Source organism: Desulfosporosinus acidiphilus SJ4, from assembly GCF_000255115.2.
GTDB lineage: Bacteria > Bacillota > Desulfitobacteriia > Desulfitobacteriales > Desulfitobacteriaceae > Desulfosporosinus > Desulfosporosinus acidiphilus.
Genome location: NC_018068.1, coordinates 1,752,765 through 1,767,774 on the forward strand (window position 1 = coordinate 1,752,765; position 15,010 = coordinate 1,767,774).

Annotated in this window: 14 protein-coding genes and 1 riboswitch; of the genes, 11 read left to right on the plus strand and 3 right to left on the minus strand. The window is 40.5% G+C overall.

Annotation, left to right across the window (positions count from 1 at the left end; genetic code table 11):
- Positions 1–62 precede the first annotated feature (62 nt).
- The 6 genes from DESACI_RS08080 to DESACI_RS08105 all read left to right on the plus strand — a co-directional run bounded on the left by DESACI_RS08080 (position 63) and on the right by DESACI_RS08105 (position 9,817).
- Positions 63–2,222 (plus strand): GGDEF domain-containing protein, encoded by a 2,160-nt coding sequence (locus DESACI_RS08080; protein WP_014826696.1) that lies wholly within the window; start codon positions 63–65, stop codon positions 2,220–2,222.
- A gap of 67 nt (positions 2,223–2,289) precedes the next feature.
- Positions 2,290–4,218 carry a methyl-accepting chemotaxis protein gene (locus DESACI_RS08085; RefSeq protein WP_014826697.1) on the plus strand — a complete coding sequence of 643 codons (1,929 nt, stop codon included), beginning with the start codon at positions 2,290–2,292 and terminating at the stop codon, positions 4,216–4,218.
- Between the two features lie 130 nt (positions 4,219–4,348).
- Entirely contained in the window at positions 4,349–4,813 is a 465-nt protein-coding gene (locus DESACI_RS08090; RefSeq protein WP_242833179.1) for a ribonuclease H-like YkuK family protein, read from the plus strand.
- A gap of 114 nt (positions 4,814–4,927) precedes the next feature.
- Positions 4,928–5,530: a DUF1003 domain-containing protein gene (locus DESACI_RS08095; protein ID WP_014826699.1), complete on the plus strand. Its 603-nt coding sequence runs from the start codon at positions 4,928–4,930 to the stop codon at positions 5,528–5,530.
- Between the two features lie 193 nt (positions 5,531–5,723).
- Complete coding sequence (locus tag DESACI_RS08100; protein WP_014826700.1) at positions 5,724–7,949, plus strand: ABC transporter ATP-binding protein; 2,226 nt, start codon at positions 5,724–5,726, stop codon at positions 7,947–7,949.
- Between the two features lie 38 nt (positions 7,950–7,987).
- Positions 7,988–9,817, plus strand: a complete 1,830-nt coding sequence (locus tag DESACI_RS08105; RefSeq protein WP_085939247.1) for an ABC transporter ATP-binding protein — start codon at positions 7,988–7,990, stop codon at positions 9,815–9,817.
- A 181-nt stretch (positions 9,818–9,998) separates the two neighbouring features.
- On the opposite strand, the gene DESACI_RS08110 is transcribed toward DESACI_RS08105, so the two are convergent.
- A complete protein-coding gene (locus DESACI_RS08110; protein ID WP_014826702.1) occupies positions 9,999–10,871 on the minus strand; it encodes a DMT family transporter in 873 nt (290 codons plus the stop codon).
- Positions 10,872–11,174: 303 nt separating this feature from the next.
- A riboswitch (cyclic di-GMP riboswitch) is annotated at positions 11,175–11,257 on the plus strand.
- A 118-nt stretch (positions 11,258–11,375) separates the two neighbouring features.
- Between DESACI_RS08110 and DESACI_RS08115 the strand changes: the two genes are divergently transcribed.
- The 4 genes from DESACI_RS08115 (at position 11,376) to DESACI_RS25755 (ending at position 13,424) form a co-directional block, all read left to right on the plus strand.
- The gene (locus DESACI_RS08115; protein WP_014826703.1) at positions 11,376–12,524 is read left to right on the plus strand and encodes a methyl-accepting chemotaxis protein; all 1,149 of its coding nucleotides are present in this window, start codon (positions 11,376–11,378) and stop codon (positions 12,522–12,524) included.
- Positions 12,525–12,552: 28 nt separating this feature from the next.
- Positions 12,553–12,705 carry a hypothetical protein gene (locus DESACI_RS24495; RefSeq protein WP_014826704.1) on the plus strand — a complete coding sequence of 51 codons (153 nt, stop codon included), beginning with the start codon at positions 12,553–12,555 and terminating at the stop codon, positions 12,703–12,705.
- 109 nt (positions 12,706–12,814) lie between these two features.
- Positions 12,815–13,282, plus strand: a complete 468-nt coding sequence (locus DESACI_RS08120; protein ID WP_049804044.1) for a DUF7884 domain-containing protein — start codon at positions 12,815–12,817, stop codon at positions 13,280–13,282.
- A gap of 13 nt (positions 13,283–13,295) precedes the next feature.
- Positions 13,296–13,424, plus strand: coding sequence for a hypothetical protein (locus DESACI_RS25755; RefSeq protein ID WP_427846742.1), 129 nt, complete (start codon positions 13,296–13,298; stop codon positions 13,422–13,424).
- Positions 13,425–13,508: 84 nt separating this feature from the next.
- Here the strand turns inward: DESACI_RS25755 and DESACI_RS08125 are convergent, their stop codons facing one another.
- Complete coding sequence (locus DESACI_RS08125; RefSeq protein ID WP_014826705.1) at positions 13,509–14,249, minus strand: zinc dependent phospholipase C family protein; 741 nt, start codon at positions 14,247–14,249, stop codon at positions 13,509–13,511.
- A gap of 263 nt (positions 14,250–14,512) precedes the next feature.
- On the opposite strand from DESACI_RS08125, the gene dmpI reads away from it, so the two are divergent.
- On the plus strand, positions 14,513–14,716 hold the full coding sequence (gene dmpI / locus DESACI_RS08130) for a 4-oxalocrotonate tautomerase DmpI (RefSeq protein WP_014826706.1): 204 nt from the start codon (positions 14,513–14,515) through the stop codon (positions 14,714–14,716).
- Between the two features lie 6 nt (positions 14,717–14,722).
- Here the strand turns inward: dmpI and DESACI_RS25450 are convergent, their stop codons facing one another.
- The gene (locus DESACI_RS25450) at positions 14,723–14,854 is read right to left on the minus strand and encodes a hypothetical protein (protein ID WP_282434162.1); all 132 of its coding nucleotides are present in this window, start codon (positions 14,852–14,854) and stop codon (positions 14,723–14,725) included.
- Positions 14,855–15,010: the final 156 nt, after the last annotated feature.

Here is a 15,010-nt window from a genome sequence, read left to right on the forward strand (position 1 = left end):
CCCTAAGTAACGAATAATTTCTTGATAAATCGACATCAAGTGCCTCAAGAAGGAGTTTTCAGATGTTTGCATCTAAAGTAAAGGGCTTACAAAGACTATATCGGTTTCTTAAGGATAACAAAACAATCTGGGTAGTGTATCTCGATATAGTTAATTTCCATGAAGTCGAATTTCGCTATGGCTACAAAGTTTGTCAGGAAATTTTAACTGAGATTGAAAATGAGATATTCTTTACCCTTAAGAAACAACGTAATCTTTTCCTGTTCTCACATTCAGAAAGCAGAGGAGGGGACGACTTCGTTGTTTATTTTGTTCCTGGTGAAAATACCGACTGGGACATGTCCCAGCTACTTGACCGATGGGTTCGGCCTATGGAAGAGCGGTTCAACCGCAGGTTGAGCAAACTCGTTAAAGAAAAGATCCGATTGCGAACCGGAATCGCTCGGTGTGTTAACGTAGTCAGCAGAAGTGCTGATTATTTGCTCTATGCGGCGGTGAAAGAAGCTTTTCTTCTTAACAAATCTGAGCCAGATCCCCAATTTTTTGCCCGCCGCGAGGAGATTACTTATTTAATTGAAGAACCCGAAAAGTATATTAAAACTGCCTTTCAGCCCATTATCGAAACTCGAAACGGCGAGATTTTCGGTTTTGAAGCATTGACACGCATACCGGAATCCACCTGTTTTAATAATATTTCTGATCTCTTCCCCTTTGCCGAAAAAATAGGTCAGCTCTATCCAATCGAAACACTATGCCGGCGTCAAGCAATCAAAGCATATCCGGATGTGCGGCAAGACAAGGAACTTCTCTTTCTTAATATTAACCCTCAGATTCTACTAGACCCCGAATTTGCCTCAGGACAAACTAGAAAAATGCTTAATGAAAAAGGGATCGCTCCTTCTCAGGTTGTGCTTGAAATTACGGAACGAAGTGCTATAGAAAATTATGCAATATTTCGAGAAGCCTTAGACCATTATCGTGGTCAGGGCTATTTGATTGCTCTGGATGATTTGGGAGCAGGCTACTCCTCCCTTCAGTCGGTTGCTGAGCTTCATCCGGATTTTTTGAAAGTAGACCGCTCTTTAATTTCGGGAGTCCATGCCGATCCAACAAAATGGGCTTTACTGGAGACCTTTGTGACATTTTCCAAGCGAATCGGCTGCAGTATCATCGCCGAAGGGGTGGAAACTGATGAAGAAATGCGCACCGTCGTTCAGTTGGGTGTTGATTATGTACAAGGTTTTTTTGCAGCTAAACCTGATTTTAAACGCAAGAGCATCAATCCCATTGTGATGGAAATTCTTAATCCTAAACGGCGATTAAAATACATTGAAAACAAGCCGATTATTTCCATGATTGAGCCCTTACCACTTTTCGAAACAAAGGTACTCGTAAGTGCTGTAGAATCTTACTTTCGAGATCACCCGCATCAATGGCTGGTAGGGATTACTGAAGATTCTCGAATAGTAGGAGTTTTGCATCGGGATAGGTTATTTGCTGCTTTAGGTACGCGTTATGGGGTCCCTCTTTACTTAGAACGAACAGTTCCTATTTTAATGGATACTAATCCCCTGATTGTCGAAGACACTACCCCCTTGGAAGTGGTGTCTAGTTTAGCAATGCAGCGATCGGATGCCCAACTTTATGACGGGATTATAGTAGCCAATCAACGAAAGCCCATTGGGATGGTTTCTGTGGCCAATCTCATGAAAGCCATGTCCGAGAGGCAGATTCAACTTGCTCAAGGAGCCAATCCTCTGACAGGTCTGCCCGGCAATCTGCGGATTGATCAGGAGATTCGCCAGCACATAGAAAGAGATTTGATCTTTGGCCTTATTTACATAGACTTGAATAAATTTAAGTACTACAACGATCTTTATGGGTTTCAGCAAGGTGATCAGGCTATCAAGATGTTAAGTGAGGTTTTGCAGACTATCATTAATTCTTCGGCGGAAGAAACTTTTGTTGGACATATTGGTGGTGATGATTTTATAGCAATTACTTCCTCTGAAAACTTGGAAGTCTTAGCAGCAAATATTATCAAGCGATTTGAGCAGGCTTGTGAACAGTTACCAGGAAAAGAAAATTTAAGCGTCGCTTTAGCCGGTCTCGTGATTAACACCACTGAGCAAAACTGGACCCCGCTCTTAGTTTCCGAGCGGGCGGCCAAGATTAAAAAAGAAGCCAAGGCACTAGGAGGAAACTCATTTTTATTACGATAAAGGCAATCCACCATTAAATAAACACTTCCTTTAAAGATTATAAGATTAAAAGGATGGGGGAATTAGGTTGTTAAGTAAAATTTCTAAAATTCTAAGCAGTATTATCAAACTCCAAAATAAAGAATCTATCAAAGATATAAATGCTAGCAAACAATGGAGATTGGTCCAGATAAAAAAAAATAAGCCCCAAAAAGAACCTAAGGTGTTTAAACGTCTTGATAGTTTACTTGTAATAACTAATAAAATTGCAAAGAGCAAAATCTTTACAAAGTGCTTTAAGCGTTTTGGCAATCTCAAAATAGCTTATAAAATTAATTCTTTAGTACTGATCATGTCGATCCTAATCGGGTTCGTCGGTTGTACAGGTTATACATATTACCAAAGACAGAATCAAGATTTTAATAAAATGTATGCCAGCTCTTTATCGGCTGTTAAGTATTTGAATGAAGTAAGAGCTAATAACGGAGTGACAGAAGCTTTATCCATGGAGATGATTATAGCTCCCATTGATGAAATTCGTAAACAAGAAATTCTTAAGAATCTTAAAAATGCAGACAATACTATTGATGCCTCTCTCAAAGCCTATGCTTCCATCAGTAAAAGCTCAGATGAAACGGCAAAGTTAACCAGCTTAAAGAAGGCTATCGCCAGTTACCGAAATGAAAGGCAAAAAGCCTTTGATCTTAGTGAACAGGGTACAAAGCAGCAGGCCTATTTCGACTATACCAATAATGCTTTAACCTATGACGATGCAATACATATTTTGTTGTCTAATCTTATTTCCTATAATCAAGAGTCTGTGGAAAAGACTTTAGCCCGTAATAATCAAGACTTTCTTCAGGCGGGAGGAATTTTACTTATGTTCCCAATTGCGGCAGTTGTCATGAGTTTATTCCTGGGCTTATTCGTGGCACGTCATTTTGCAAAACCCCTGCAGGTTATGTTAAAAAGTGTGAAGGAAGTTGAAAAGGGGAACCTAGTCAGCAACGAGGAAATTATTTACTCAACAGATGAAATTGGACAATTAGGCCTTGCCTTCGATACTATGCGAAATACTTTACGCAAGTTGGTCGGTGAAGTTTCACGCTCCGGTCACTTAGTATCAGGGTGTGCTCAAACTATTCAATCCATCACGAAGGATAACTCCAGCGCTTCGGAACAAATAGCTGAGACGATGGTTGCGGCTGCCTCCGATACGGAACAACAAGCAATTTCTATTAACGAAGCTTCCGCTGCTATCCAGCAGGTATCTGCCAGCGCCCAGCAAATTGCGGCTACAAGTCTTCTTGTTGCCGATTTAACAGAGAAAACATCTGTTACCACGAAATCAGGGAAAGAAACGATTGATAAGGTTGTCAAACAAATGTCTGTGATAGGCAGCAGAACAGACCAAATCCAGAATACCATTGATAAACTTACAGTGAGTAATAGTCAAATTGAAGATATTTCGAAATTCATTAGTGAAATTGCTGCTCAAACCAATTTATTAGCCCTTAATGCTGCCATTGAAGCAGCAAGGGCAGGTGAACATGGACGCAGTTTTGCGGTAGTGGCTGATGAAGTCCGGAAACTAGCAGAACAATCTCGCGATGCCTCGAAGCAAATTAGCTCTTTGCTTAATAAAAATCATGATAATATAACCTTGGTGGTTTCTGCTATGAATGATGCTTCCCATGACGTAAATGAGGGGATAAAAGTCGTTGAAGTTGCAGGAGAAGCATTCTCTGCAAACTATGAACAAATTACTGAAGTATCCACTCAAGTTAGAGAAATTTCTACCTCTATCCAGCAAGTTGCCGTTGGCAATCAGCAGGTTGTGCACTCAATTTTCAATATACGAACTATCAGTGAGGATACTGCGGAACGCGTTCAATCTGTAACAGATAATATTAAAGAACAAGTGACCACAATAAGTCATCTGACCACTGCCTGCCAAGATCTAACAAGAACAGCTCAAGAACTCCTGACAGCTATCGAAGAATTCAGAGTAAGTTAATTTAGTTTACAATATTTATTTACTTAGTTCATGAGGGACTAAAAGGTATAGTTTATCTATTATTGAGTATTACTTAGTATCGTAATTTAATTATAGCGATAAATAGAACGGAGATGGTACTGTGTACAGTATGATGTATGGTGAGATTTCTTACGAGAAAATGTACTCAATTATCAAAGCATATTTATCGCAGGACAGACACGGTGAATATAGAGTATCTATCGGTACTGACAGCCAAAATTTCGATGATACTAAAATACCCATTACAATCGGTATTCATAAAATTGAAAACTCCATTGGTAAAGGGGGGATTTTTTTCTCGGAAATTCGCAGAGTTAAAAAAATAAGTAATATTCGTCAAAAGATCTTCTATGAGACGAACTTAAGCTTGGAATTAGCAGAAAAACTGGAAGAAAGATTCAGATACGATAAAATTCCCAATAAGATAGCGATTCATGTTGATGCAGGTTATAATGGACCGACCGGAAAATACATAGCTGAGATCATGGGCTGGGTTAAATCTTGTGGCTTTCAATGCGTGATCAAACCGGACTCTTACATGGCTTCCAGTGTAGCAAATCGGTTGTCAAAATAAAATTTAAACTAGTGACAAAGCCGGGGCGTTGGTGGCCTCGGCTTTGTTGCGTAAGGAATTAAGTAGAAACAATCGGGAATAATTATTTTGAAATACTATTCGAGGGAGTTCAAGATGAAAGAAGAAAATAATGCCGCCGAAAGGATTTTGAATAGTCCAGAGGATGAATCTTTAGAGGATGCATCTCTCTTTGAAGGTTTTGACATTGAACTTCATAAAAGAGATGTTCAGAGAATTGACCGGTTAGTCGATGACTACGAAAAGGGTATCTTGAATCGTTTAGAGGAAGAGTATACAAACAAAACGACCTATCCCGACCGTTTAGCCGATCGAATCGCTCAATTTGGCGGGAGCTGGAGGTTTATAACTTGTTTTGGGATTTTTCTATTTGCTTGGATGGTGTGGAATGTTCTTCTTTTGACGAAGGCGTTTCATTTTGATGAACCGCCGTTTATCCTTTTGAACTTATGCTTATCATTCCTTGCTGCATTTCAAGCTCCTGTGATTATGATGAGTCAAAATCGACAAGCGGCCCGAGATAAACATGAGTCAGTTATAGACTTCGCCATTAATTATAAAGCAGAGCTGGAAATCGATGATATTCAAAGTCATTTGCATCATATTGAAAGTAACGAAAAGAGAGACATGCAGGAGGTGAAATCTGAATTTTTAAAGCTCCGGGAGCTTCTTGAATCTATCGAAGCTAGGCTGGAATAATAAGTTTCAATTGCTTCTTTATGTGCTGCAACGGCTTCCTTTCTCGACAGAGTTTGGAGGACGTTTTGCAAGCTGCTGGCTGCGGACGCATATAGATAGAAATTTAAATACATACTAATAGCTGCTTGAAAAATGGAGATGCATTGAAAACTCCATCAATGAAAAGTAAGGGATTAAGGAGCTGTGATACCTTTTGCTGAGATTATGGAGATATATGAAATCCTATACTACATTAATTGTTACAGCAGTTATTTTAATTTTTTGTCAGGCTATGGCTGATCTGTCGCTGCCAGATTATATGGCGAATATCATCAATCAAGGGATTCAGCAAGGGGGTATTCTTAATGCCGTACCTGTTGCAGTTAGGAAAAGTGAGTTTTCCAAGCTTACTCTTTTCATGACATCCTCTGAAAAAGCTGAGGTTTTGAAAGATTATACCTTAATTGATAAATCCAGTGAGGCTTATGCAAGCTATGTTCAGGCTTATCCGACGTTGAAGAATGAACCTATTGAAGTTTTAACTACGACAGATCAAGCGGAAATTAGCAAGCTGAATCCGGTACTTGGCAGGGCATTCTTAACTGTATCGGGTCTTGAGAAGATGAAGGCAGATGCCAAAGGAGGAGTTATTTCTTTTAATGGAAGGACAATTCCGGCTAATACAGATCTGTTTGCGATGATGTCGAGACTTCCCCCAGGGCAGCTTACCCAGATCAATCAAGATATCAATAAACAATTCTCTGCTTTGAACGACACTCTGATTACCCAGAGTGCCATAAGCTCAATTAAAGCAGAATATGCCGCTTTGGGTATGAATACTAATAAAATCCAAACTAATTATATTGGCCATACAGGTATCATTATGCTGTTAATCGCCTTATTCAGCGCTGCCTGCACAATCATGGTTGGTCTTACCTCGGCGATAATTGCAGCGGGTTTGGCTCGAGACCTGAGGAAAGGTATTTTTTCTAAGGTAGAGAGCTTTTCCAATACGGAGTTCGATCAATTCTCTACAGCCTCGCTGATTACAAGAACAACCAATGACATCACCCAAATTCAGACCTTAATGGTCATTATGATCAGAATGGTTTTTTATGCACCCATTATGGGAGTGGGCGGTGTAATCAGGGCATTAGGAAAGAGTAACTCAATGTCTTGGATCATTGCTTTAGCAGTTATAGTGCTGTTAGGTCTGATATTAATCGTTTTTTCAGTGGCAATGCCCAAGTTTAAGCTTGTCCAAAAACTTGTTGACCGGCTCAATTTGGTAACACGGGAGAACCTGTCCGGTATGATGGTTATCAGGGCGTTTAATACTCAGAAATTTGAAGAAAACCGTTTTGACAGGGCAAATTCTGATCTGACGAAGACTAATCTTTTCGTCAATCGTGTCATGGTGATCATGATGCCTGCTATGACTGTGATAATGAACGGGACAACGTTGCTTATTGTCTGGGTAGGAGCCTCTCAAATTGCCAATTCCGGGATGCAGGTAGGAGATATGATGGCATTTATGCAATATGCTATTCAAATTATCATGGCCTTTTTAATGTTGTCAGTCATGTTTATCATGATTCCCAGGGCTTCCGTTTCCGCTCAGCGGATCGCAGAGGTTTTAGAAGTAAAACCTGTTATTGCTGATCCGAAGAACCCTAAATCCTTTACATCTCAAATTAAAGGAGAATTAGTCTTTAAGGATGTCTCCTTCAGATATCCCGGTGCCGAGGAAGATGCGTTACATGGTATATGTCTCAGAGCCTTACCGAATCAAACGACAGCTATTATCGGGTCGACAGGTGCAGGTAAAACGACCCTTATTAATCTAATTCCTCGCTATTATGATGTCACAGGGGGTGCCATATTGCTCGATGGAGTGGATGTCCGGGAGGTAACTCAACATGAACTTCATGAAAAGATTGGCTACGTGCCGCAGAGAGGCATCTTGTTCAGCGGTACAATTGAATCCAACTTGCGTTTTGCTGATGACTCTGCTTCAAACGAAGAGATAATGAAAGCAGCGGAAATTGCTCAAGCTGTAGAGTTTATCAAGGAAAAACCGGATGGCCTATTGACTGGGATTTCCCAAGGAGGGACCAATGTCTCCGGCGGTCAGAAGCAGAGGTTATCCATTGCCCGGGCTCTAGTTAAGAAGCCGGAAATTTACATTTTTGATGACAGCTTTTCAGCTTTGGACTTTAAGACCGATGCTGCACTCCGCAAGGCTCTTAAGGCTGAAACAGAAGGATGTACGGTTATTATTGTAGCCCAGCGTATTTCTACCATCATGAATGCCGAGCAAATTATCGTACTTGAGGAAGGAAAAGTAGTAGGAATAGGTACCCACGAGGAACTCATGGAAACTTGCAAGGCCTATCAAGAAATTGCTTTATCTCAGTTCTCCAAGGAGGAATTGGCGTGAGTGAGGAGACCAGGGAAAAATCACCCCAGAGAGGTCCTATGGGCGGAATGGGACGTGGACCCGGAGGAATGATGCAAGGGGGCGAAAAGGCTCGAGACTTCCGAGGTACCATGAAAAAACTGCTGCACTACTTGCAGGCCTATCAGGCAGCCATGGTTGTTGTCATTGCTTTTGCTGCAGCCAGTGCAGTTTTCGCGATTGTGGGCCCTAAAATATTAGGAAATGTAACGACCCATCTTTTTGAAGGAGCTATGAACAAGCTTTCCGGCAGCGGCGGCGGGATAGACTTTCATTATATTGGAAATACGATCCTTCTTCTAGTCGGTTTATATTTGTTAAGTGCCCTTTTCAGTTATATTCAGGGCTGGGTTATGTCGGGGGTAGCCATGAAGGTCAGCTACCAGTTTCGCAAGGATATTTCAGAGAAAATCAACCGCATGCCTTTGGGATATTTTGAACAGACCAATCATGGTGAAGTGTTGTCCCGTGTAACTAACGATGTAGATACCCTCAGCCAAACTCTGAATCAAAGTTTAACTCAAGTAATTACCTCGATAACAACAGTTCTCGGTGTTTTAGTAATGATGCTAAGCATAAGCTGGCTTTTAACGTTGGTGGCTTTTCTCGTGATTCCCTTGTCAATGATCATCATAATGGTCATCATCAAATTCTCGCAGAGATATTTTAAATTGCAGCAAGACTATTTAGGAAATGTCAACGGCCATGTGGAAGAAATGTACAGCGGCCACATCATTATCAAAGCCTTTAATGGCGAAGAAAAGAGCATCAAAACCTTCGAAGGATTTAATAACAGTTTATATAACGTTGCTTGGAAGTCCCAGTTTTTATCGGGTTTAATCATGCCCATTATGAGTTTTGTGGGGAATTTAAGCTTCGTTGCTGTCAGCGTTTTAGGCGGATGGCTTGTTATCAAGAAGTCGATGCAGGTAGGAGATATCCAGGCTTTTATTCAATACGTACGGTCATTTACCCAGCCGATTACGCAATTAGCCAATATTTCAAATATACTTCAGCAAACGGCTGCTTCGGCTGAACGGGTTTTTGAGTTTTTAAATGAAGAAGATGAAATTCCAGAGAACCCCAACCCTGTGAAATTGGAGCGTGTACAGGGTAGTGTGGAGTTCAAAGATGTTCATTTTGGTTATGACCCTGAAAAAATTATTATCAATAGCTTCTCTGCTGCAATAAAACCCGGTCAGAAGGTGGCTATTGTCGGTCCAACCGGGGCGGGAAAAACGACGATGGTTAAACTCTTAATGCGCTTTTACGATGTCAATGACGGTTCAATCCTGGTAGACGGACACGATATCAGAGAGTTCAGCAGGTATGATTTGCGTTCGATGTTTGGCATGGTTCTGCAGGACACCTGGCTTTACAATGGCAGCATTATGGAAAACATTCGCTATGGACGTCTTGAGGCAAGTGATCAAGAAGTATTGGCGGCGGCTAAGGCTGCCCGTGTCGACAGTTTCGTTCATACACTACCTAACGGGTATAATATGATTTTGAATGAAGAAGCTTCCAATGTATCCCAAGGACAGAAACAGCTTTTGACCATAGCCCGTGCCATATTGGCTGACCCTAAAATTCTTATTCTTGACGAGGCTACCAGTTCTGTGGATACTCGTACGGAAGTAGAAATACAAAAGGCTATGGATCACCTTATGGCAAACAGAACGAGTTTCATTATTGCCCATCGTTTATCGACAATTCGTGACGCGGATTTAATCCTGGTCATGAATCACGGTGATATTGTAGAACAGGGACATCATCGAGAGCTTCTTGCGAAAGGTGGTTTCTACGCTAATCTTTATAACAGTCAGTTTGAAGCCGCCGAAGCCGGTTAAGAAGTTTGTTTACCTAGTCATTAAATAAAGGTGTTCTCACTCCACTGTACTAGTGAAGTGAGAACACCTTTGGCTATTGGCACTCATTTGGATTTTTAGAGCCGAGTTTTAACACGGCTCCGTGTTAAATGTTAGGGTATCTGACATAGTGAACTCCTTCAGCTAAGAGCAATTGATTGAATCAGCTTTCTTTTACAACTAATAAAACCCCGCCAAGAATTAAAAGAGAACCTATTAAGAATGTGATTCCGACTTGTTCACCGAGAAACAGCCAGCCTAGTAAAGTTCCGCTCAGAGGCTGAAAGAAGAAAAAGAGGCTTCCGCTGGCTGCTTCAACCATTTGCAAACCTTTATTCCAAAGAAAGAACGCTAAGGCAGTAGACACAACACCAAGATATAAGATCCCTTCCCAGATGGCTGGATGCGTCAGAACGTCGATTGTGCTCTGGTTCAACTGCGTTGCTGCAAAAGGGGTAATGATTACGGTCGCTGCAAAAATAGCGTAAGTTGTAACAACAAGCTGAGAGTAGTCACTGGGGACTCGTTTTATGAGTACAGACATTAAGGCCCAAGTTAAGGCGGCAATTCCTAAAATTAGTCCTCCGAGCTGATAATTTATATTGACATCACCGATCCCGACAATGCACAATACTCCGATGGTTGCCAAAATGACAGAGACCCATTTGCGAAAAGTAATTTTTTCTTTGAGTAAAAATCGAGCAAATACTACCATAAATGCTGGAGTTGCAGATGTAATCACGGCACCCATCTGCGCAGTTGATAGCTTTGTTCCTAGAAATTGAGTCCAGATCGATATAGCATAGCCGGTTAGGCCAATAGCCAGTATCAATGGAATGTCTCGCCTTCGTATATGCCAGGATTGATGCGTTAAGACAGACATCGCTGTAAGGACCACCAGGGCAATGACATAACGGAGCCAGACTAATTCTAAGGGTGATATAAAACTTAGCACGACTTTACTTATAACATACATGCCGCCCCAAATAGTTGCTGCTAAAGCTAGGTATAATGAGCCTAGTTTGTTATTTGACACAGTAGTTCCCTCCGTCTTTAAAATTGCATCGGTATTCCAGACGGAAGAGCATATCATCATCAATCCGTCAGGAAAGAAGTTCCGCCGGCACATCATTTTCAAATAGTGGTGTAAAATACATTATTAAGTCACCTCCATAGTGATTTAAATATGTTCGCGATTAGAAAAGGATTCTCCTCTAAGGAATTGAGATTATTGAATGCGAAAAGAACGTTGCCCTAAAGTATTACTATAAATTGAAATATTCCCTATATTTTTATTAATATCAACATTCGATTACATTCTTGTGCTATAATATACAATAAAAGACAAAGGCAAACTTGGTGAAAGCTAAGGACGCAAAGCCACGGGTCTTTCTATTAACGAAAGATAGCCGGGTTGCACAATAGTGTTTTGAATGTCTTTGTCGTCAAGAATATAAACCTTGGCGGCATTGCTTTTGCCTAGCGCTGAATAGCTTGAACCAAAACGCTGATTTGGTAACAAGAATAGGAGAGATATGAGATGATAGCTTTTGCAGGCGTTGAGGCATGTAAGATCATGGCTGAATTATTAGCCAATTTAATTCCCGGCGGCGCATTGTTTGGCGTTGTGGAACATGATACGTTTGTTTGGGTAAAAACATCGGACTCATTTTCCTTAGACATTTTTAAAGTTGGCAACAAGCTAAACGAGGATACCACGACAATGCAAGCAATACGAGAAAAAAAGGTTGTAACACAGAATGTTCCTCGTACTGTTTATGGCATGAGAGTTTTCATCGTCTCAATTCCTATCATCGAAGAGAACGGCAATATTTGGGGAGCTTTTTCTATCGCATTGCCTAAATTGCACCCAGTCGCTGCTGCTTTTGGAGATTTTGCCCCGATTTTATCAGAAATGTTCCCGGAAGGGGCTTTTATATACATGTCGGATTTGACAAAAATCGCTTACACCCAGGCCTCGCAGAAATTTGATATGCCGTCTATCACCGTAGGTTATGAACTAAAAGAAACGGATATTGCCTATCGGGCGCTTAAGACCAAAAAACCTATTATTGAAGAGATTGATGCCACGAAATATGGGCAACCGCTTACGATTGCTAATTTCCCACTGTATGATGATGAAAAGAAAAATCTCGTGGCTACCTTAGGAATTGTAACTCCGAAGAAAACAGCGGTTACCTTGCGTGAGGTGTCGCATAATCTTGAAAGCAGCTTGGAAGGCATCGCTGCAGCAATAGAGGAACTTTCGGCTTCTGCTTCGGAAATTCACTCCAATGAAGGAGCACTTAATGCGGATATTAAAGGAATAATTAATATATCGGAGGAGATTAACAAAGTATCGGCTTTTATTAAGAAGATTGCCGATGAAACACAAATGTTAGGTTTGAACGCTTCTATCGAAGCAGCTCGAGCGGGCGATGCAGGCAGGGGATTTGGCGTTGTTGCCGAAGAGATTAGAAAGCTTTCCGCTCAATCCAAGAGCACGGTTCCCAGAATCAAACAATTGACAGATACTATAAAACAGAACGTTGAAGAAGCAAGCCGTAAAAGTACGATGTCCCTGGATGCCAGTCAAGGACAAGCTGCCGCTTCTGAAGAAATTTCTGCAAGTATTGAAGAAATTACGTCCATGTCGATGGAATTAAATAAATTAGCGAGGTCTTTATAACATTGAACCCAGGGGCTTCGGTGGCGGAATGATAGTACATATAGATAACCTTGATGCAGAACTTGCCTTGGTTGAGCAAAAAATCTCCAAAATTGAACTTGTCCGGCAAGATATTCTTGACTTAAAGAAGCGGGCCCAGGCACTATTCGAAACAATGACCAGAGAAGAAATTAAGGATTAGATATGTCTCTTCTAAATGTATCTCTTCAGCCGTGGTCGAGATATTCGAGACTAAAAGCAGGATTAGTGGGGAAGGAGAAAAAGGAGCTGCTGGTTAGGAGGTATATAAAATGAGTATTGACAAAGCTTTTTATCATAATGTTCTAAAAAACATGTTTGCCGATCCTTGCGAAGTGACCTATTGGGATGGGGAGATTAAGCGATATGGAGAAGGAGAGATTCGGTTCCGAATTCACTTTAATGAACCTCTTCCGAAATCAGAAATTATTGGCGATCCATCCCTTGCCTTCGGTGAGGGTTATATGCATAACAAAATTGATATTGATGGGGCTTTTGAAAAAGTCATCGAATCGATTTTCAAGAATCAAAACAGTTTTCTTTATGAGAAACATAGTTATGTAAAGTTAGCTAAGAAGCTTTCCAATACACTGCGAAAAAGCAAAGAGGATGTTCAACACCACTACGATATTGGTAACAATTTTTACCGTCTCTGGTTAGATGATACTATGAGCTATTCTTGTGCTTATTTTGAGTCGCCCGAAGACAGTTTATATCAGGCTCAAAAAAATAAAAGATGAAACGTTTATTAGAATGTGGCGTTTGTACCTAAATTCCTGTGCGGCTTCATTCCATTGTGGCAACATCGATGTTCATCAGTTCCTTTTTACTAAGGGAGTAAATAATAACTTGCCTTTAACAAGAACATATATGTATGAATGAGCTCGTTCAGATAAATCTAATATTGGCATTGTCCTGACATATTCATTAAAAGATGATAGCACGAAAGTAATTACTGTATAAATTTTATACCGACTTAGGAATGATACCGATTGAACTGTGATGTGGAAACGTCTCGGCTAACTTTTGGTAAGTAAAATCTAAAAAGCCGGCAGTTGTAGCAATTGATAAAGGAATTAGCGTTTCTGCGGCTTTAGTGTATGTTTCGTTGGTACAACCATTTTCCAATGAAACCAAAGGATAAAGAGAAGCCGATAGTTTGGCATTATGATCAATCCATTGCACGGGATGGTTAAACCGGGGATACAAACCGAATTGTGACGGGAATCTGTACCAGTTATTTGCCGCCCATTTTTCGAATTCGAGATGTCCATCAAAAACAACTCCGTTAGAATGATGAGGTACACACATGTCTTGGACTAGGTGCAAGGCCGCTCCTAGATAGAACATGCCCTTTACCGTCTCTTTGGTGAAGAGAGACATGGCCTTGTTAAAGTAATATTGACACTCAGCTGCTGCATCCGGCCATCGGACACTACCCTGTTTTTCGTTTATGCTGTAATAGTGACAAACGTTTTTCCAGCCACGGTCTGCCCATAGAAGACCTTTTTTTAGATAGGTATGATAATCTTCGAAAAGCTGAGTCACTTGATGCTTATTGTCCTGTTCTAAGAGGCGATAAGCCTGTTCCAGGCTGTAGATGTGAGGAAGCCCCGGAGAGTTTAAGAAATATTGCAAGGGTCCGACTGGGGCAAGAATCATTTTGGTCATTTTTCCCAGGGTGTATGTGTAGACGTTTGCATTCATTCGTTTATCACCTCATCCTAAAGTATTCTTGCCGGAAAGCCCAATTTGCTTTACTGCCGCCTGCCTGAATAAGTATCATGGTACCGGCACTGCCCATCTTTATCCCATATTATTCTAAAACATGAACGTAAAAGCCATATTGCAAATGTGTTAAAACATCGTAAATTTGAAGAAATTTAATTTCTTGAGAATAAAAAGTTGATATGTTCTGTTAGTGATACGCATAATAAATGATCTTTTATTAAAATAAGGGGGTTCGATTTATGCCTTTTATTAAACTTGAAGGTGGTAAAATTGATAAGGAGAAAAAAGAAAGACTGATCAGTGAGTTCACAAGAATTGCGAGTGAAACGCTTGGGATTCCTGAAGAAGCATTTGTTGTTCTGATCAAAGAAAACGAAATGGATAACTGGGGTACTGGGGGAAAAGTACTTAGTAAGATATTAGCAGAGAGAGGAAATAAATAGTTGGAATTACAAAAATCCTACCAGGGTTAATGCTTCGGTAGGATTTTTTTCGCTTATTTGCTCCTCTGAAAGGAACATCAGGCTAAAGATATGGAGGATCATTGGAATGCTTAAAATTGTATAAATTTCTTTTGACATAAAATATTTATGAATTAATCCCTAGAAGGATTTTCCACTGTTCTGCTCGAATTAAAATAATATGTCATTAAATTATTATCCTTACATAAATATCCAATGATACGCATGGAATAATGATAAGAGTCCGGACACGGTCAGAGTCAGAAAACTGAGTAT

Bases quoted from the DNA above. Each gene is read 5' to 3' on its own strand.
- dmpI (WP_014826706.1), top strand. From the start codon at position 14,513: ATGCCTTTTATTAAACTTGAAGGTGGTAAAATTGATAAGGAGAAAAAA.
- DESACI_RS08095 (WP_014826699.1), top strand. From the start codon at position 4,928: ATGAAAGAAGAAAATAATGCCGCCGAAAGGATTTTGAATAGTCCAGAG.
- DESACI_RS08105 (WP_085939247.1), top strand. From the start codon at position 7,988: ATGGGCGGAATGGGACGTGGACCCGGAGGAATGATGCAAGGGGGCGAA.
- DESACI_RS08125 (WP_014826705.1), bottom strand. From the start codon at position 14,249: ATGAATGCAAACGTCTACACATACACCCTGGGAAAAATGACCAAAATG.
- DESACI_RS25450 (WP_282434162.1), bottom strand. From the start codon at position 14,854: ATGTCAAAAGAAATTTATACAATTTTAAGCATTCCAATGATCCTCCAT.
- DESACI_RS08080 (WP_014826696.1), top strand. From the start codon at position 63: ATGTTTGCATCTAAAGTAAAGGGCTTACAAAGACTATATCGGTTTCTT.
- DESACI_RS08090 (WP_242833179.1), top strand. From the start codon at position 4,349: ATGATGTATGGTGAGATTTCTTACGAGAAAATGTACTCAATTATCAAA.
- DESACI_RS08120 (WP_049804044.1), top strand. From the start codon at position 12,815: ATGAGTATTGACAAAGCTTTTTATCATAATGTTCTAAAAAACATGTTT.
- DESACI_RS25755 (WP_427846742.1), top strand. From the start codon at position 13,296: ATGTGGCGTTTGTACCTAAATTCCTGTGCGGCTTCATTCCATTGTGGC.
- DESACI_RS08115 (WP_014826703.1), top strand. From the start codon at position 11,376: ATGATAGCTTTTGCAGGCGTTGAGGCATGTAAGATCATGGCTGAATTA.
- DESACI_RS24495 (WP_014826704.1), top strand. From the start codon at position 12,553: ATGATAGTACATATAGATAACCTTGATGCAGAACTTGCCTTGGTTGAG.